The sequence below is a fragment of the Nonomuraea sp. NPDC050328 genome, from assembly GCF_044459405.1.
Taxonomy (GTDB): Bacteria; Actinomycetota; Actinomycetes; order Streptosporangiales; family Streptosporangiaceae; genus Nonomuraea.
In genome coordinates this window covers 686,520-701,340 of sequence record NZ_JBITIW010000003.1, presented here as the reverse complement: position 1 = coordinate 701,340, position 14,821 = coordinate 686,520, and the positions used below count along the sequence as shown (strand labels likewise).

12 protein-coding genes are annotated in these 14,821 nt (G+C 71.3%); 9 read left to right on the top strand and 3 right to left on the bottom strand.

What is annotated here, in order from left to right; genetic code table 11:
* Positions 1–17: 17 nt before the first annotated feature.
* Positions 18–1,550, bottom strand: coding sequence for a glycoside hydrolase family 13 protein (locus ACIBG7_RS14740; RefSeq protein WP_397336700.1), 1,533 nt, complete (start codon positions 1,548–1,550; stop codon positions 18–20).
* A gap of 214 nt (positions 1,551–1,764) precedes the next feature.
* On the opposite strand from ACIBG7_RS14740, the gene ACIBG7_RS14735 reads away from it, so the two are divergent.
* Genes ACIBG7_RS14735 through ACIBG7_RS14715 form a run of 5 tightly spaced genes read left to right on the top strand, consistent with a single transcriptional unit; the run spans position 1,765 to position 8,541 of the window.
* Positions 1,765–3,042 (top strand): maltose ABC transporter substrate-binding protein, encoded by a 1,278-nt coding sequence (locus ACIBG7_RS14735; RefSeq protein WP_357931067.1) that lies wholly within the window; start codon positions 1,765–1,767, stop codon positions 3,040–3,042.
* Between the two features lie 6 nt (positions 3,043–3,048).
* The gene (locus ACIBG7_RS14730; RefSeq protein ID WP_397336486.1) at positions 3,049–4,677 is read left to right on the top strand and encodes an ABC transporter permease subunit; all 1,629 of its coding nucleotides are present in this window, start codon (positions 3,049–3,051) and stop codon (positions 4,675–4,677) included.
* Between the two features lie 2 nt (positions 4,678–4,679).
* Entirely contained in the window at positions 4,680–5,513 is an 834-nt protein-coding gene (locus ACIBG7_RS14725) for a sugar ABC transporter permease (protein WP_357931259.1), read from the top strand.
* 2 nt (positions 5,514–5,515) lie between these two features.
* Complete coding sequence (locus ACIBG7_RS14720; RefSeq protein ID WP_357931061.1) at positions 5,516–7,303, top strand: glycoside hydrolase family 13 protein; 1,788 nt, start codon at positions 5,516–5,518, stop codon at positions 7,301–7,303.
* A gap of 11 nt (positions 7,304–7,314) precedes the next feature.
* Positions 7,315–8,541 (top strand): hypothetical protein, encoded by a 1,227-nt coding sequence (locus ACIBG7_RS14715; protein ID WP_397336485.1) that lies wholly within the window; start codon positions 7,315–7,317, stop codon positions 8,539–8,541.
* Here ACIBG7_RS14715 and ACIBG7_RS14710 read toward each other — a convergent pair.
* The gene (locus ACIBG7_RS14710) at positions 8,538–9,017 is read right to left on the bottom strand and encodes a hypothetical protein (protein WP_397336484.1); all 480 of its coding nucleotides are present in this window, start codon (positions 9,015–9,017) and stop codon (positions 8,538–8,540) included. The genes ACIBG7_RS14715 and ACIBG7_RS14710 overlap by 4 nt on opposite strands.
* A 162-nt stretch (positions 9,018–9,179) precedes the next feature.
* Between ACIBG7_RS14710 and ACIBG7_RS14705 the strand changes: the two genes are divergently transcribed.
* Complete coding sequence (locus ACIBG7_RS14705; protein WP_397336483.1) at positions 9,180–9,770, top strand: amino acid-binding protein; 591 nt, start codon at positions 9,180–9,182, stop codon at positions 9,768–9,770.
* Between the two features lie 49 nt (positions 9,771–9,819).
* Here ACIBG7_RS14705 and ACIBG7_RS14700 read toward each other — a convergent pair whose 3' ends face one another.
* Positions 9,820–11,100 carry an ATP-binding cassette domain-containing protein gene (locus ACIBG7_RS14700; protein ID WP_357931051.1) on the bottom strand — a complete coding sequence of 427 codons (1,281 nt, stop codon included), beginning with the start codon at positions 11,098–11,100 and terminating at the stop codon, positions 9,820–9,822.
* 196 nt (positions 11,101–11,296) lie between these two features.
* Here ACIBG7_RS14700 and ACIBG7_RS14695 point away from each other — a divergent pair, with 196 nt between their 5' ends.
* From ACIBG7_RS14695 to ACIBG7_RS14685, 3 genes are all read left to right on the top strand, one after another.
* Entirely contained in the window at positions 11,297–12,760 is a 1,464-nt protein-coding gene (locus tag ACIBG7_RS14695) for a glycoside hydrolase family 13 protein (RefSeq protein WP_397336482.1), read from the top strand.
* Positions 12,761–12,770: 10 nt separating this feature from the next.
* A complete protein-coding gene (locus ACIBG7_RS14690) occupies positions 12,771–13,796 on the top strand; it encodes a LacI family DNA-binding transcriptional regulator (protein WP_357931046.1) in 1,026 nt (341 codons plus the stop codon).
* 147 nt (positions 13,797–13,943) lie between these two features.
* Positions 13,944–14,810: a PfkB family carbohydrate kinase gene (locus ACIBG7_RS14685; RefSeq protein WP_397336481.1), complete on the top strand. Its 867-nt coding sequence runs from the start codon at positions 13,944–13,946 to the stop codon at positions 14,808–14,810.
* Positions 14,811–14,821: the final 11 nt, after the last annotated feature.

Genomic DNA, 14,821 nt, shown 5'->3' with positions numbered 1-14,821 from the left:
TCGGCTTGCCGCAAGTTTCAGCGGGCGAGCCAGACCGTGGTGTCCGGCGGGACCGTCTCGCCCGCCATCGGGCCGCTGGCCAGCAGCACCTCACCGGCGAGCCCCAGCGCGGAGAGCGTGACCGGGGTCTCGCCGGTGTTGGTCACCAGCGTGAAGCCGGGCTCGCGGCGCAGCACCAGCACCTCCTCGGGCGCCTCCACCCACTCGATCGAGCCGAGACCGAGCGCCGGGTGCGCCTTCCGCAGCCGCAGCGCCTCCCGGTAGAGGGTGAGCGTGGAGCCGGGGTCGTCCTCCTGCGCGGCGGCGGTGAGGGCGGCCCACGAGGCGGGCTGCGGCAGCCACGGCGCGGCCGAGCCGGCCGGACCGAAGCCGAAGCCCTCGGCCTGGGTCCCCGACCAGGGCAGCGGAACGCGGCAGCCGTCCCGGCTCTCCCCGGTGCGCAGGAACGCCGGGTCCTCGCGCAGCTCGTCCGGCAGGTCGAGCACCTCGTCGAGGCCGAGCTCCTCGCCCTGGTAGAGGTAGGCCGAGCCGGGCAGGGCCAGCATGAGCAGGGTGGCCGCCCTGGCGCGGGCCAGCGAGCCGTGCCGGGTGACGTGCCGGGGCTTGTCGTGGTTGGACAGCACCCAGGTCGTCGGCGCCCCGACGATCTCCGCCTCGGCCAGCGAGCGGTCGATGACCTCGCGGAAGGACTTGGCGTCGAAGCCGGCCATCATGAACTCGAAGTTGAACGCCTGGTGCAGCTCGTCCGGCCCCACGTAGCGGGCCAGCCGCGCGGGGGAGGAGACCCACGCCTCGGCGACCGCCATCCGCCCGCCGGGGTAGGAGTCGAGGATCGGCCGCCACTCGCGGTAGATCTCGTGCACCCCGTCCTGGTCGAAGTAGGGCACCTGCTCGTCGCCGAGCATCTCGGCCTGGCGGCCCTCCTTCGGCCCGACGTCGGGCAGCCCGGCGGCCTTGACCATGCCGTGCGCCACGTCCACCCGGAAGCCGTCCACGCCCCGGTCGAGCCAGAAGCGCAGGATCGAGCGGAACTCCGCCCGCACCTCGGGGTGGTCCCAGTTGAGGTCGGGCTGCTCGGGCGCGAACAGGTGCAGGTAGTAGGACCCGTCCGGGGCCTGAGTCCAGGCGGGGCCGCCGAAGATGGACTCCCAGTCGTTGGGCTCGTCACGGAAGATGTAGCGATCCTTGCCGCGCCCTTGCAGCGCCTCCTGGAACCAGGGGTGCTCCGAGGAGGTGTGGTTGGGCACCAGGTCCACGATCACCCGCAGGCCGCGCTCGTGCGCCCCGGCCACCAGCGCGTCGAAATCGGCCAGCGAGCCGAAGCGGGGGTCCACGTCGCGGTAGTCGGCGACGTCGTAGCCGCCGTCGGCCAGCGGCGAGGTGTAGAACGGACTCAGCCAGAGCGCGTCCACCCCCAGCTCCGCGAGGTACGGCAGGCGTCGCACCACCCCGCCGAGGTCACCGGTACCGTCTCCGTCGGAGTCGGCGAAGCTGCGGGGATAGACCTGGTAGACGACGGCGTCGCGCCACCAGTCGGCGGGGTCGGGCATGCTCACGGCGCACTTATCCTTCGGGTCGGCGGAAGGTGTGGAGCTGGTCAAGCGTAACTTGCTGCAAGTTACAGTGCCCAGTGAACTGGCCAAGACGGGACATAGGCCCGCTTAAGTGGTCGCAGTCCGGTAAAAGGTCTTTGCAAGTTCTTCCAAAACTTGCAACAAGCCGCTAACGTCCCCGTCACACCCGATGAACATTCCAGGAGGAGTCATGCGCATCCGCGCTGTGGCCGCTCTCGCGAGCCTGGCCTTCGCCGCCGCGGCCTGCGGTGGCGGCGAGACCGCCAAGCCCGAGGCCGCCCCGGAGGCCACGCCCGCCGGATCCGCTTCGAGCAGCGCCGCGCCCGCCGCCGGCGGCAAGCTGGTGATCTGGTCCGAGGGCGCCAAGCGCACCGCCGCGCTCAAGCCCTTCGCCGAGCAGTTCGGCACCGAGAACGGGGTGACGGTCGAGATCAAGGAGCTCACCGACAACCCGCAGCAGGCCTTCGTGACCGCCTCCCAGCAGGGCAGCGGTCCCGACGTCATGGTCGGCGCGCATGACTGGATCGGCAACATGGTGCAGAACGGCGCCATCGAGCCGGTCACCCTGACCGAGGAGCAGAAGGCCGCCTTCAACCCGGTCGCCATGAAGGCCGTGACCTTCAACGGCCAGGTCTACGGCGCGCCGTACGCGGTCGAGAACCTCGCGATCATCCGCAACACCGAGCTGGTCCCCGAGGCCCCCGCCACCTTCGACGAGCTGGTCGCCAAGGGCGCCGAGCTGAAGAAGGCCGGCAAGGTCAAGGAGATCCTGTGCCTGCAGGTCTCCGAGCGCGGCGACGCCTACCACGCCTACCCCCTCTTCTCCTCCGCGGGCGGCTCCCTGTTCGGCACCACCGCCGCCGGCGACCCCGATCCGGCCAAGGTCACCGTCGGCACCGGCGACTCGGTCAAGGCCTGGGCCAAGCTCGGCGAGTTCGGCAAGGCCGGCGCGCTGAAGGCCACCATCACCCCCGAGAACTCCATCGCCACCTTCGCCTCCGGCAAGTGCGCCTTCCTGGAGTCGGGCCCGTGGGCCATGAACGACGTCAAGAAGTCGGGCCTGAAGTACGACGTCTCGGCGGTCCCCGGCGTCGAGGGCGGCAAGCCCGCCACCCCGTTCGTCGGTGTGCAGGCCTTCTTCGTCGCGGCCAAGGGCAAGAACAAGACCCTCGCCCAGGAGTTCGTGACCAACTACGTCACCAACGTGGACGTCGCCAAGGCCCTCTACGAGGCCGACCCGCGCCCGCCGGCGCTGAGCGCCGCGCTCGAGGCGGTCCAGGGCAACGACCCCGACCTGGCCAAGTTCCTGGAGGCCGGCAAGGACGGCATGCCGATGCCGGCCATCCCCGAGATGTCGGCCATCTGGGAGCCGTTCGGCATCGCCGAGGTCTCCGTGATCAAGGGTGGCGACCCGGCCAAGGCCGCGGCCGCCGCGCAGACGGCCGTCGAGAAGACGCTCAAGAAGTAACCGGACATGTCCGCAGACAGCGTGACGACCCCGCCGGACGCCACCCGCCCCGCCGCCGGTTCCCCCTCGGGGACCGGCCCGGCGGGCGGGGGGCGGCACGGCCGGGTCCCGGCCCGGCGGCGGGAGCTGACCACGGGCTTCCTGCTCAGCCGGATCGCGGTGCTGGGCGTGACCGCGGCGCTCCTGCTCTTCGCGCTGCCGCCGCTGGTCTCGGCGGGCGCCTGGCCCGCCGTGGCCGTGGTGTGCGCGGCTGCCGCGATCATCGCCTTCCTCTACCTGACCCGGCGCTTCGTCCCGGCCAAGTACCTGATCCCCGGCACCGTCTTCCTGCTGGCCTTCCAGGTCTTCCCGGTGCTCTACACGGTCAGCACGGCGGTCACCAACTTCGGTGACGGCCACCGCGGCACCAAGACCGAGGCCGTCGAGGCGATCGAGCGCGGCTCGCTCAAGCAGGTCCCCGGCTCGCCGGAGTACCAGCTCACCGCCGCGATCAAGGACGGCGAGCTGGTCTTCCTGCTGGCCGACGCCAAGACCAAGCGGGTCAGCGCCGGCACGGCCGAGGGCCTGACCCCGGTCGAGGGCGCGAAGCTCGGCATCACCGGCAAGGTCGTGCAGGCGCCCGGCTACGAGGTGCTGACCGCGCCGCAGGCCGCCGCCCGCGGCAAGGAGATCTCCGCGCTGACCGTCCCCACCGAGGGCGGCGCGATCAAGGCCAACGGCCTGAGCCGCGCGGTGGAGAGCAAGGCCGAACTGGTCTACGACGCCTCCTGCGACTGCGTCCAGGGCCGCGGCGACCGGTGGACCGCCGACGCCTCGACCGGCTACTTCGTCAACGGCCGCGGCGAGCACCTCGCCCAGGGCTGGCAGGTCGACGTCGGGCTGAGCAACTTCACCCGGGTGGTCACCGACCCGACGATCTCCGGCCACTTCGCCGGCGTCTTCGCCTGGAACCTGTCGTTCGCGCTGATCTCCGTGGTCTCCACCTTCGTCCTGGGCATGGCCCTGGCGCTGGTCCTGCACCACCCGCGCATGCGCGGCACCAAGGTCTACCGGATCGTGCTGATCCTGCCCTACGCGATGCCCGCCTTCGCGATGCTGCTGATCTGGCGCGACATGTTCAACCGCGACTTCGGCCTGATCAACCAGCTCACCGGACTCGACCTGAACTGGCTGGGCGACCCGCTCACCGCCAAGGCCGCGGTGCTGCTGGTCAACCTGTGGCTCGGCTTCCCCTACATGTTCCTGGTCACCACCGGCGCGCTGCAGGCCATCCCGCGCGAGCTGACCGAGGCGGCCGGCATCGACGGCGCCTCCCCGTGGTACGCCTTCCGCAAGGTGACGCTGCCGCTGCTGCTGGTGGCGCTGGCCCCGCTGCTGATCTCGTCGTTCGCGTTCAACTTCAACAACTTCAACGCGATCCAGCTCACCACCAACGGCGGCCCGTTCGACGTGGACAACACCCAGGTGGGCGGCACCGACCTGCTGATCACCTACACCTTCCGGCTGGCGTTCGGCACCGGCTCGGCGCAGTTCGGCTTCGCCGCGGCCATCTCGGTCTTCATCTTCGCCATCGTCGCCGTGCTGTCGGCGATCACGTTCCGGATGACCCGCAAGCAGGAGGAGGTGTACCGGTGAAGATGGCGCTCAGGCACGCTTTCGTGCTGCTCGCCTGCGCCTTCGCGCTGCTGCCGATCGTCTTCGTGGTGTCGGCCGCGCTCAACCCGCTCGGCACCCTCGCCACCGCCGAACTGGTGCCGACCGGAGCGAGCCTGGACAACTTCGTCAACCTGTTCAGCTCCGACGTCTACCCCTTCGGCCGCTGGTTCCTCAACTCGGTCGGCATCGCGCTGGCCTCGGCCTTCACCAGTCTGCTGCTCAGCCTGATGGCGGCCTACGCCTTCAGCCGGATGCGCTTCAAGGGCCGCAGGATCGGGCTGCTGTCGCTGCTGTTCATCCAGATGTTCCCGCAGTTCCTGGCCATCGTCACGATCATGATGATCTTCACCAGGATCACCGAGTTCTACCCGGCCTTCGGCTTCGACACCGTCTCCGGCCTCATGCTGCTCTACATGGGCGGCGCGCTCGGCGCCAACACCTGGCTGATGAAGGGCTTCCTGGACACCGTCCCGAAGGAGCTCGACGAGTCGGCCACCGTCGACGGCGCCAGCCACGGGCAGATCTTCTGGCGGATCATCCTGCCGCTGGTCACCCCGATCCTCGCGGTCACCGGGCTGCTGGCCTTCATCGGCATCATCAACGAGTTCATCATCGCGGGCGTCTTCCTGCGCGACCCGGAGAGCAAGACCCTCGCCGTCGGCATGTTCGGCATGCTCTCCGGCGACGGGCGCAACACCAACTTCGGCATGTTCGCCGTGGCCACCCTGATCACCGCGATCCCGACGGTGGGGGTCTTCATGTGGCTGCAGCGCTACATCGTCTCCGGCCTGACCGCCGGAGCCGTGAAGGGATGAGCATGATCGGCCTGATCGACCAGCCGCACCACGACGGTTCGGCGCTGTACGTCTCCACGCTCAGCCCCAGGCTCGGCGAGCGCGTCACCGTGTGGCTGCGCGTGCCGTACCGGGTGGAGAGCGTCTCGGTGCGCACCGTCCACGACGGCGAGCCGCGCTACACCCCCGCCGAGGTCGACCACGAGCGCACCGGCCGGCCCGTGGCCGGGTACGGCGCGGCGGACACCTGGTGGAAGGCGGAGATCACCGCCCACAACCCGGTGACGCCCTACCGCTTCCTGCTCGACGGCCGCTGGTTCACCGCCGCCGGGCCGGTGGACCACGACGTGCCCGACAGCACCGACTTCCGGCTGGTGGCCCACCCCGCCCCGCCGGAGTGGCTCAAGGACGCCATCGTCTACCAGATCTTCCCCGACCGCTTCGCGCGCTCCGACCCCGAGGGCAAGATGCCCGACTGGGCGCTGCCGCGGCAGTGGGACACCGACCCGGTCATCCCGCGCGGCCCCGGCGTCGCCGAGCAGTTCTACGGCGGCGACCTGGACGGCATCACCCAGCACCTGGACCACATCCAGGCGCTCGGCGCCGACACCGTCTACCTGACGCCGTTCTTCCCGGCCCGCTCCAACCACCGCTACGACGCCTCCAGCTTCGACCGGGTCGACCCGGTGCTCGGCGGCGACGCGGCGCTGGAACGGCTGGCCGAGGCGGTGCACGCGCGCGGCATGCGGCTGCTGGGCGACATCACCACCAACCACTGCGGCGACGCCCACGAGTGGTTCACCACCGCCGTCTCCGACGTCAACGCGCCCGAGCGCGAGATGTTCTACTTCGACCCCGACACCGGCGACTACGAGTCCTGGTGGGGCGTCAAGACGCTGCCCAAGCTCAACTGGAACAGCCCGCTGGTGCGCGAGCGCATGACCGAGGTGCTCACCCGCTGGCTGAGCGTGCTGGACGGCTGGCGCGTGGACGTGGCCAACATGAGCGGCCGCTTCCGCGCCGACGACCTGGCCCACGACGTGGCCCGCTCGCTGCGCGCGGCGGTCGGCGACGTGGCCTTCATCGCCGAGCACAACCACGACGCCGCCTCCGACCTCGACCGGGGCGGCTGGCAGGGCACCATGAACTACGCCGGCTTCACCCGGCCGGTCTGGACGTGGCTGCGCGGCGAGGCTCCGGGGCTCGACACCTTCCTCGGCGTCCCCGGCGACGTGCCGCTGCGCGACGGCGAGCAGACGCTGGCCACCTTCCGCGCCTTCGCGGCCGGCATGTCGTGGCAGGCGCTGACCCACTCGTGGAACCTGCTCGACTCGCACGACTCGCCGCGCATCCGCACGGTCACCGGCTCCCGCGAGCGGCACCTGCTGGCCCTCGGCCTGCAGGCGACGCTGCCCGGCACGCCGATGGTCTTCGCGGGCAGCGAGTTCGGGCTGACCGGCATCAACGGCGAGCACTCGCGCACGCCGATGCCCTGGACCCGCGAGCGCGACGAGGAGACGCACGCCGCCTACCGCGAACTGCTCGGTCTGCGCCGCGCCGAACCGGCGTTGCGGCACGGCGGGCTGCGCTGGCTGCACGCCGACGCCGACTGCCTGGTCTTCCTGCGCGAGACCGAGGCGGAGTCGCTGCTCGTGGCGGTCCGGCGGGCGCCCGGCCCCGAGATCGAGCTGCCGCTGACCGGCACCGCGACCGGCGTCTACCACGCCGGCGACCTCGCCGAGATCCGAATTCCCTGTGAAGGTCCTGCGCTGCGGATCTGGCGGCTCGCCAGCGGGGTTGGACCGCTGTAACCTGCACCGTCATGAAGGCGATCTCCTTGACGGCGCTCCTGCTCATGCCTGCCGTACCCCTGTCGGAATCGGGTACGGCGGGCACGACGTACTTCGTGGACTCGCGCCAGGGAGACGACAACGCGGCCGGCACGAGCGCGGCCAAGCCGTGGCGCTCGCTGGACAAGGTCAACACCGCCGACCTCAAGCCCGGCGACGCGATCAGCTTCCGCCGCGGCGGGAGCTGGGAGGGCGCGCTCACCCTGGCCGCCAAGGGCACCGCGGCCCGGCCGCTGGTCGTCCAGGCCTACGGCGAGGGCGCCAGCCCGAAGATCACCGGTGACTGCGTCACGGTCAGCGGCGACCACTGGCGGATCAGCGGCCTGCGCGCCAGCAACTGCCGCTGGGCCGGCTTCGAGCTCGGCGGCAACGGCAACGAGCTGACCGGCGTGCACGCCGACCGCAACATCGCCGGGGTGCACATCATCGGCTCACGCAACGTCGTGCGCGACAGCAAGCTGATCCGCAACGACCGGATGAGCGTCAACACCGAGGGCGGTGACGACGACTCCGGCGCCTTCGGCGTGCTGCTCAACGGCGACGACAACCTGATCACCGGCAACACCATCACCGGCAGCTACGCCAAGAGCTTCGACTACAAGAGCGACGGCGCGGCGGTCGAGGTGTTCAACGGCGACCGCAACCGCGTCACGCACAACATCGCCCGCGACAACGAGACCTTCACCGAACTCGGCGCGGAGAAGGGCAAGACCGCCACCGGCAACGTCTTCGCCTTCAACGTCGTCACCTCCTCCCGCGCGCGGGCCGGCTTCCTGGTCACCCGCGGTCCCGGCCACGTGGTCGGCCCGGTCAAGGGCACCGTCGCCGTGCACAACTCGGTCAACCTGCCCGGCCGCCAGACCATCGGCTGGTCCTGCCACGACGGCTGCTCGCCGACCATCCTGCGGCTGCGGAACAACGTCATCTCGGTGGCCGGCCAGATCGGCTACGCCGACGGCAAGGGCGCCGACGAGGCGGGCAACGTCTTCTCCGGCCGCACCGCCCGCTTCCGCGTGCACCGCACCTCGGTCGTGGCCAAGCCGCTCTTCGTCTCCGCCACCGACCTGCGGCTGCGCGACGGCTCACCGGCGATCGGCCGCGCCACCCGGCTCGGCGCCGCGTGGTACGGCGGGCCCGCCCGCGACGTGCTCGGCAAGGAACTCGGCGCCAGCCCCGACGCCGGCGCCTACCAGCGCTAGGCGGCCGTCCAGACCCGGCTGCCCAGCACCCAGGCCGGGTCGAGCCGGGGCAGGCACGCCTGCACCCCGGCGGTGTAGGAGCGCTTCCGCTCGCCGGGGTCGATCGTCCAGTCCATCGCGTCCGGCCGGCCGGCGAACTGCGCCTCCAGGAAATCGTTCCACCGGCCGTAGGAGCTGAGCACGACCAGCGGCTCGGGCACCCGCAGGTCGAGGATGACGTACTGCTCGTACTCCTCCGGCGTCCTGGGGCACACCAGCAGCTCGGCGGTGAGCTGCACGCGCTCGCCGCGGTGGTCGGGGCCCGGCCAGGCCCAGATGGGCGCGTTCCCGGCGCAGTCCACCCCGCGCCGGGCCATCTCGGCCACCATCTCCGCGTAGGCGGGCAGCCAGGTGGGGACGACGCGCTCCCACCGGCCGGTGAGCCCGCCCGCCAGCTCCGTCAGCACCGCCCGGTGCTGCACCGTCCACAACCGCACGCCCTCCATCCTGGCGGCAGCCGGCCAAGCTTTGCCACGCGATTTCCGGACCGTCATGGACCCATGGCACGCGGGGCCTCATCCTGGTGAAACACCTACGGAACCCGACGGAAACCTCCCTGCGGCACCGTGGTTCGCGAGAACGAGCAGAGGACGATCGACATGCTGCTGCGACTGAGAATCTCGCTCCCGGACCGCCCCGGCGGCCTGGGGCACGTGGCCCGAGCCCTGGGCGTGCTGGGCGCCGACATCCTGCAGGTGACGGTGCTCGAACGCGAGGCCGGGCGCGCGGTGGACGAGTTCGTGGTGAACTGGCCAGGTTCGGGCGGTCCCGAGACCGTGGCCGAACGGCTCACCGGCGTGCCCGGCATCCGCGTGGAGGGTGTCTGGGCCACCCGCGAGGTGCCCGGCACCGCGCCCGACTACGACCTGCTCTGGCACGTCGCCGCCGACCCGGCGCGCGCCTACGCCACCCTGGTGGACGCCCTGCCCGCGCTGTGCGCCGGCGAGTGGGCCGCCGCCTTGCTGGGCGAGGAGGTACGGCTGCGCAGCCCGCTGGCCCCCGAGCAGGTCAAGCTGCCCGAGGTGCTGCGGCCCAGCACGCTGAGCGAGGGCGGGCTGGCCTACCTGGCGCTGCCGGCCGGCGGCCTGACGCTGGTGGTCGCCCGGGGGGACGGCCCGCCGTACCATCGGGCCGAATTGGAACGTGCCGTGCAGCTCGTGCGGGTGGTGAGCAAGCTCGCCGAGTGCTGAGCGGGCCCCGCTGGATCGAGCGGCGGTTCAGTGGCGGTTCAGCGTCGGTTCAGCGGCGGGGCGGGTCGATGCGCGCGCCGTCGACGGTGAACAGCATGAGCCGGCTGAGGTCGATGCCGACCTTGGCCGGGTCGCCCACCCGCCAGACCGGGCGGCTGCCCACCCGGACGATGACGTCGGAGCGCCGATGGATGCCGCCGACGTTCTGCCCGACCTGCTCCTGCTGCGGGAGAAGCTCCTGCTCGGAGCCGAACATGCGGCGCATGATGCCGCGCAGCCCGCCCGCCTCCTGCTTGGCCGCCTGCGCCGCCACCCGGGGGTCGGGCGGCTCGGGGACGGGCATCGAGGGGATGCCGCACTCGACGTAGGCCAGCCACTCGTGACCGTGGTACTCCAGAGCGCGCACCCGGCCGAAGATGGCCGGGCCCTCGAAGCTCTCCGGCACCGGCGCCAGCCCGTCGGGCCGCATCCCGATGAGGATGTCCTTGCCCACGTACTGGGAGGTGGCGTAGGCGCGCGGATCGCTCCAAGGCAGGATGATCGAGTGCGGGCCGAGGTCGAGCAGCACGTACTGGTTCTGCGGGGTGTGCACCCCGGCGGTCATCAGGTTGAGCTGCTGGGAGTTGAGGAAGCTCGCGGTGAAGGCGGTGGCCGGGTCGTTGAAGATCTGCGACGGGGTGCCGACGTCCTGGAGCACCCCGCGGTTGAGGATGGCGATGCGGTCGGCCAGGGTCAGCGCCTCGACCTGGTCGTGCGTGACGTAGATGGTGGTGACGCCGAGCGAGCGGACGAGGGAGGAGATCTCCATGCGTAACTCGGTGCGCATCCCCGCGTCCAGGTTGGACAGCGGCTCGTCCATCAGGAAGAGCTTGGGCTGGCGCACGATGGCGCGGCCCATCGCCACGCGCTGGCGCTGGCCGCCGGAGAGCGTTCCCGGGCGGCGGTCGAGCGTCTCGTCCAGGTGCAGCGCCTTGGACAACTGCACCACCCGCTCGCGGGTGAGGTTCGGGTCCTCGCCGGCGATCTCCAGCGGGAAGGACATGTTGCCGCGGACCGTGCGGTGCGGGTACAGGGCGCCGTTCTGGAAGACCATGGCGACGTCGCGCTCGCGAGGGCTCAGATCGTTGGCTATGCGCCCGTCGAGCCAGAGATCACCTTCCGTGACCTCCTCCAGGCCGGCGATCATGCGGAGCAGCGTCGACTTGCCGCAGCCCGAGGGCCCGAGAAGTACGAGGAACTCCGCGTTGTCGGCCTTGAGGCTGACTCGATCGACTGCCAGGTGGCCGCCTGGGTAAACCTTGGTCACCTTGTCGAGAACGACCGTGCTCATGCGCCCTACCTTGCGCGAGTGACTGATGAGGTAGTACATCGCGCGTTCACCGTGGGTGTCCAGAGATAACCCAAAAAATCATCAGGGCTCATATTTTTGTCCCATATTTCGGACATGGGGCTGACGGGTGAAACGGTTTGCGTAAACTTGCGGAAAGGAATTCCAGGCACAGTCGAGAGCAGGACACGGGGGAACCATGACGGAGTGGTGGCGCGACGCGGTGATCTACCAGATCTACGTGCGCAGCTTCGCCGACGGCGACGGCGACGGGGTGGGCGACCTCGTCGGGGCGAGGGACCGCCTGCCGTACCTGAAGGACCTCGGTGTCGACGCGGTCTGGCTGACCCCCTTCTTCACCTCGCCGATGGCCGATTTCGGCTACGACGTCGCCGACTACCGCGACGTGGACCCGCTCTTCGGCACGCTGGGCGACGCCAAGGCGCTGATCGACGAGGCGCACCGGCTCGGGCTGCGGGTGATCATCGACATCGTGCCGAACCACACCTCCTCGGCGCACCCGTGGTTCCAGGAGGCGCTGCAGGGCCGCGGCAAGGACCGCTACATCTTCCGCGACGAGCCGAACGACTGGGAGTCCATCTTCGGCGGCCCGGCGTGGACGCAGGCCCCGGACGGGTCCTACTACCTGCACCTGTTCGCGCCCGAGCAACCCGACCTCAACTGGGACCACCCCGAGGTGCACGCCGAGTTCGACTCCGTGCTGCGCTTCTGGCTCGACCTCGGCGTGGACGGCTTCCGCATCGACGTCGCGCACGGCATGGTCAAGCCCGCCGGGCTGCCCGACATCGGCCACCCCGACCAGGTCCGGCTGATCGGCACCGAGCCGGTCCCGTACTTCGACAACGACGAGGTGCACGACATCCACCGCCGCTGGCGGCGCATCCTCGACTCCTACCCCGGCGAGCGCATCGGCGTCGCCGAGGCGTGGGCGCCCACCCCGGCCCGGCTGGCCGACTACGTCCGGCCGGACGAACTGCACCAGGCGTTCAACTTCCACTACCTGTTCGCCCCCTGGCAGGCCGGCCCGCTGCGCCAGGTCATCGACGAGTCGCTGGCCACCGCCGGCTCCGTCGGCGCCCCGACCACCTGGGTGCTGTCCAACCACGACGTCAAGCGGCACGTCACCCGGTACGGCTCGCTCGCCCGCGCCCGCGCCGCCGGGCTGCTCACCCTGGCGCTGCCCGGCTCGGCCTACGTCTACCAGGGCGAGGAGCTCGGCCTGCCCGAGGTGCTCGACCTGCCGGAAGAGGTGCTGTGCGACCCGCAGCGGCTGCGCGACCCCGACAGCGGCCGCGACGGCTGCCGGGTGCCGCTGCCCTGGACGCGCGACCTCGGCTGGCGCGAGCCGTGGCTGCCCATCCCGGCGGCCTGGTCGGAGCTGAGCGTCGAGGCCCAGCAGGGGGCCGCCGGCTCCACGCTGGAGCTGTACAAGGCGGCGCTGCGGCTTCGCCGTACCCTCGACGGGCCGCTGACCTGGCACGCCTCGCCCGAAGGCACGCTGCTGTTCTCCCGCGGCGACTTCGTCTGCTCGGTCAACCTGACCGGCTCCACCGCCGGGCTGGTCCGCGGCGAGGTGCTGCTCTCCAGCGACACGCCGGAATCGCTTGATTCCACCACGTGGTGGAGAGGCAGGGTTGCGTAAAGTGTCCCTCATGAATGGCCATGCCCGTCTCGCCGACATCGCCGCCCAGGCCGGAGTGAGCGAGGCCACCGTCAGCCGGGTGCTCAACGGCAAGCCGGGCGTCTCCCACGCCACCCGGCAGGCGGTGATGACCGCGCTCGACCTCATGGGCTACGAGCGTCCCCAGCGGCTGCGGCAGCGCAGCAACGGGCTGGTCGGGCTGGTCACCCCTGAGCTGGACAACCCCATCTTCCCCGCCTTCGCCCAGGCCATCGAGAAGGCGCTGACCCAGCACGGCTACACGCCCGTGCTGTGCACCCAGCTGCCCGGCGGCGCGCCCGAGGACGAGTTCACCGAACTGCTCGTCGACCGCGGCGTCAGCGGCATCATCTTCGTCTCCGGCCTGCACGCCGACACCACCGCGCGGATGGACCGCTACACCCGGCTCATCGACCGCGGCCTGCCGATCGTGCTGGTCGACGGCTACAACGACCGCATCGACGCGCCGTTCATCTCACCCGACGACCGGCTCGCCTCCCGGCTGGCCGTGCAGCACCTGGTCGACCTCGGGCACGAGCGCATCGGCCTGGCCCTCGGACCCCGGCGGTTCGTGCCGGTCATCCGCAAGATCGACGGGTACAAGCAGGCGATGGCCCAGCTCCTGGGCGCTCCCGACGTGGACGACCTGGTGTCCCACTCGCTCTTCTCCGTCGAGGGCGGGCAGGCCGCCGCCGCGCAGCTCCTGGCGCGCGGCTGCACCGGCATCGTCTGCGCCAGCGACCTCATGGCCCTCGGCGCGATCCGCGCCTGCCGCGAGCGGGGACTGTCGGTGCCGGGCGAGGTGTCGGTCGTCGGCTTCGACGACTCGCCGCTCATCGCCTTCACCGACCCGCCCCTCACCACCGTCCGCAAGCCCATCGGGGCGATGGCGTCTGCGGCCGTCCAGACCCTGCTCGAAGAGGTCAACGGGGCGCCCGCGCGGCACATCGAGCTCATCTTCCAGCCCGAGCTCGTCGTGCGCGGCTCCACCGGCTCCGGCCCCCTCGTCAACCGCTGACCCGTCCTTGCTTCGGCTCCGCCCGCCAGCGGACCGATCGGTGACCCACCCGCCGAGCTCCGCGCCCGCCTGCGGACCGATCGGTGACCCACCCGCCGAGCTCCGCGCCCGCGAGCCGGCCTCACCCTTCTCCGGTTTGGACGTCCCGTGATCGACCTGCTCGTCATCGGCGGTGCCGGCGTGGACAGCACCGTCCAGGTGCCCGCCCTCCCGCTGCCCGACGCCGACACCCACCCCGTGCCCCCGATCATCGACCGCATCGGCAACACCGGCGCCGGCGTCGCCCTCGGAGCCGCCGCGCTGGGCCTGTCGGTGCGGTTCGCCGACCTCATCGGCGAGGACCCTCAGGGTGAGCTCATCCGCGCCCGCCTGTCCGGCCTCGACTTCGCCTGGGCGCCCGCCGCCGCCGGAACCCGCCGCAGCGTGCTCCTCGTCGACCCGGCGGGCCGCCGCACCTCCCTGCACGACCCGCGCCCCACCCCCGGCGAACGCCTGCCCCGTGACCTGTACGCGGTCCCGGCCAGGCACGCGCACGTCTCCATCATGGACTTCGCCCGCCACGTCTACGCCGACCTCGACGGCGTCCCCACCTCGACCGACCTGCACGACTGGGACGGCGTCAACCCCTACCACCTCGACTTCGCGCGCGAGTCCGACCTGGTCTTCCTCAGCGCCACCGCCCTCGGCGACCCCGAGGCCGCCATGCGCGCCATCCTCGGCCTGGGCCGGGCCGGACTGGTCGTCTGCACGCGGGGCGCGGACGGCTGTCTCGTGCTCGCCCGCGGCGGCGCCGTCCGCGCCTTCCCCGCCGCACCGCTGCCCGGGCCCGTGCTCGACACCAACGGCGCGGGCGACGCGTTCGTCTCCGGCTTCCTGTACGGCAGGCTGCGGGGCGCGTCGGTGGAGCAATGCGTCCGCTACGGCGCTTTGGCCGGTGCGCACGCCTGCACCTCGGCCGGCACCCACGAACAGCCGATCACCGAGCCCGAACTCCTCAAGCGCGCCACCGCCTGACCACCGCTTGG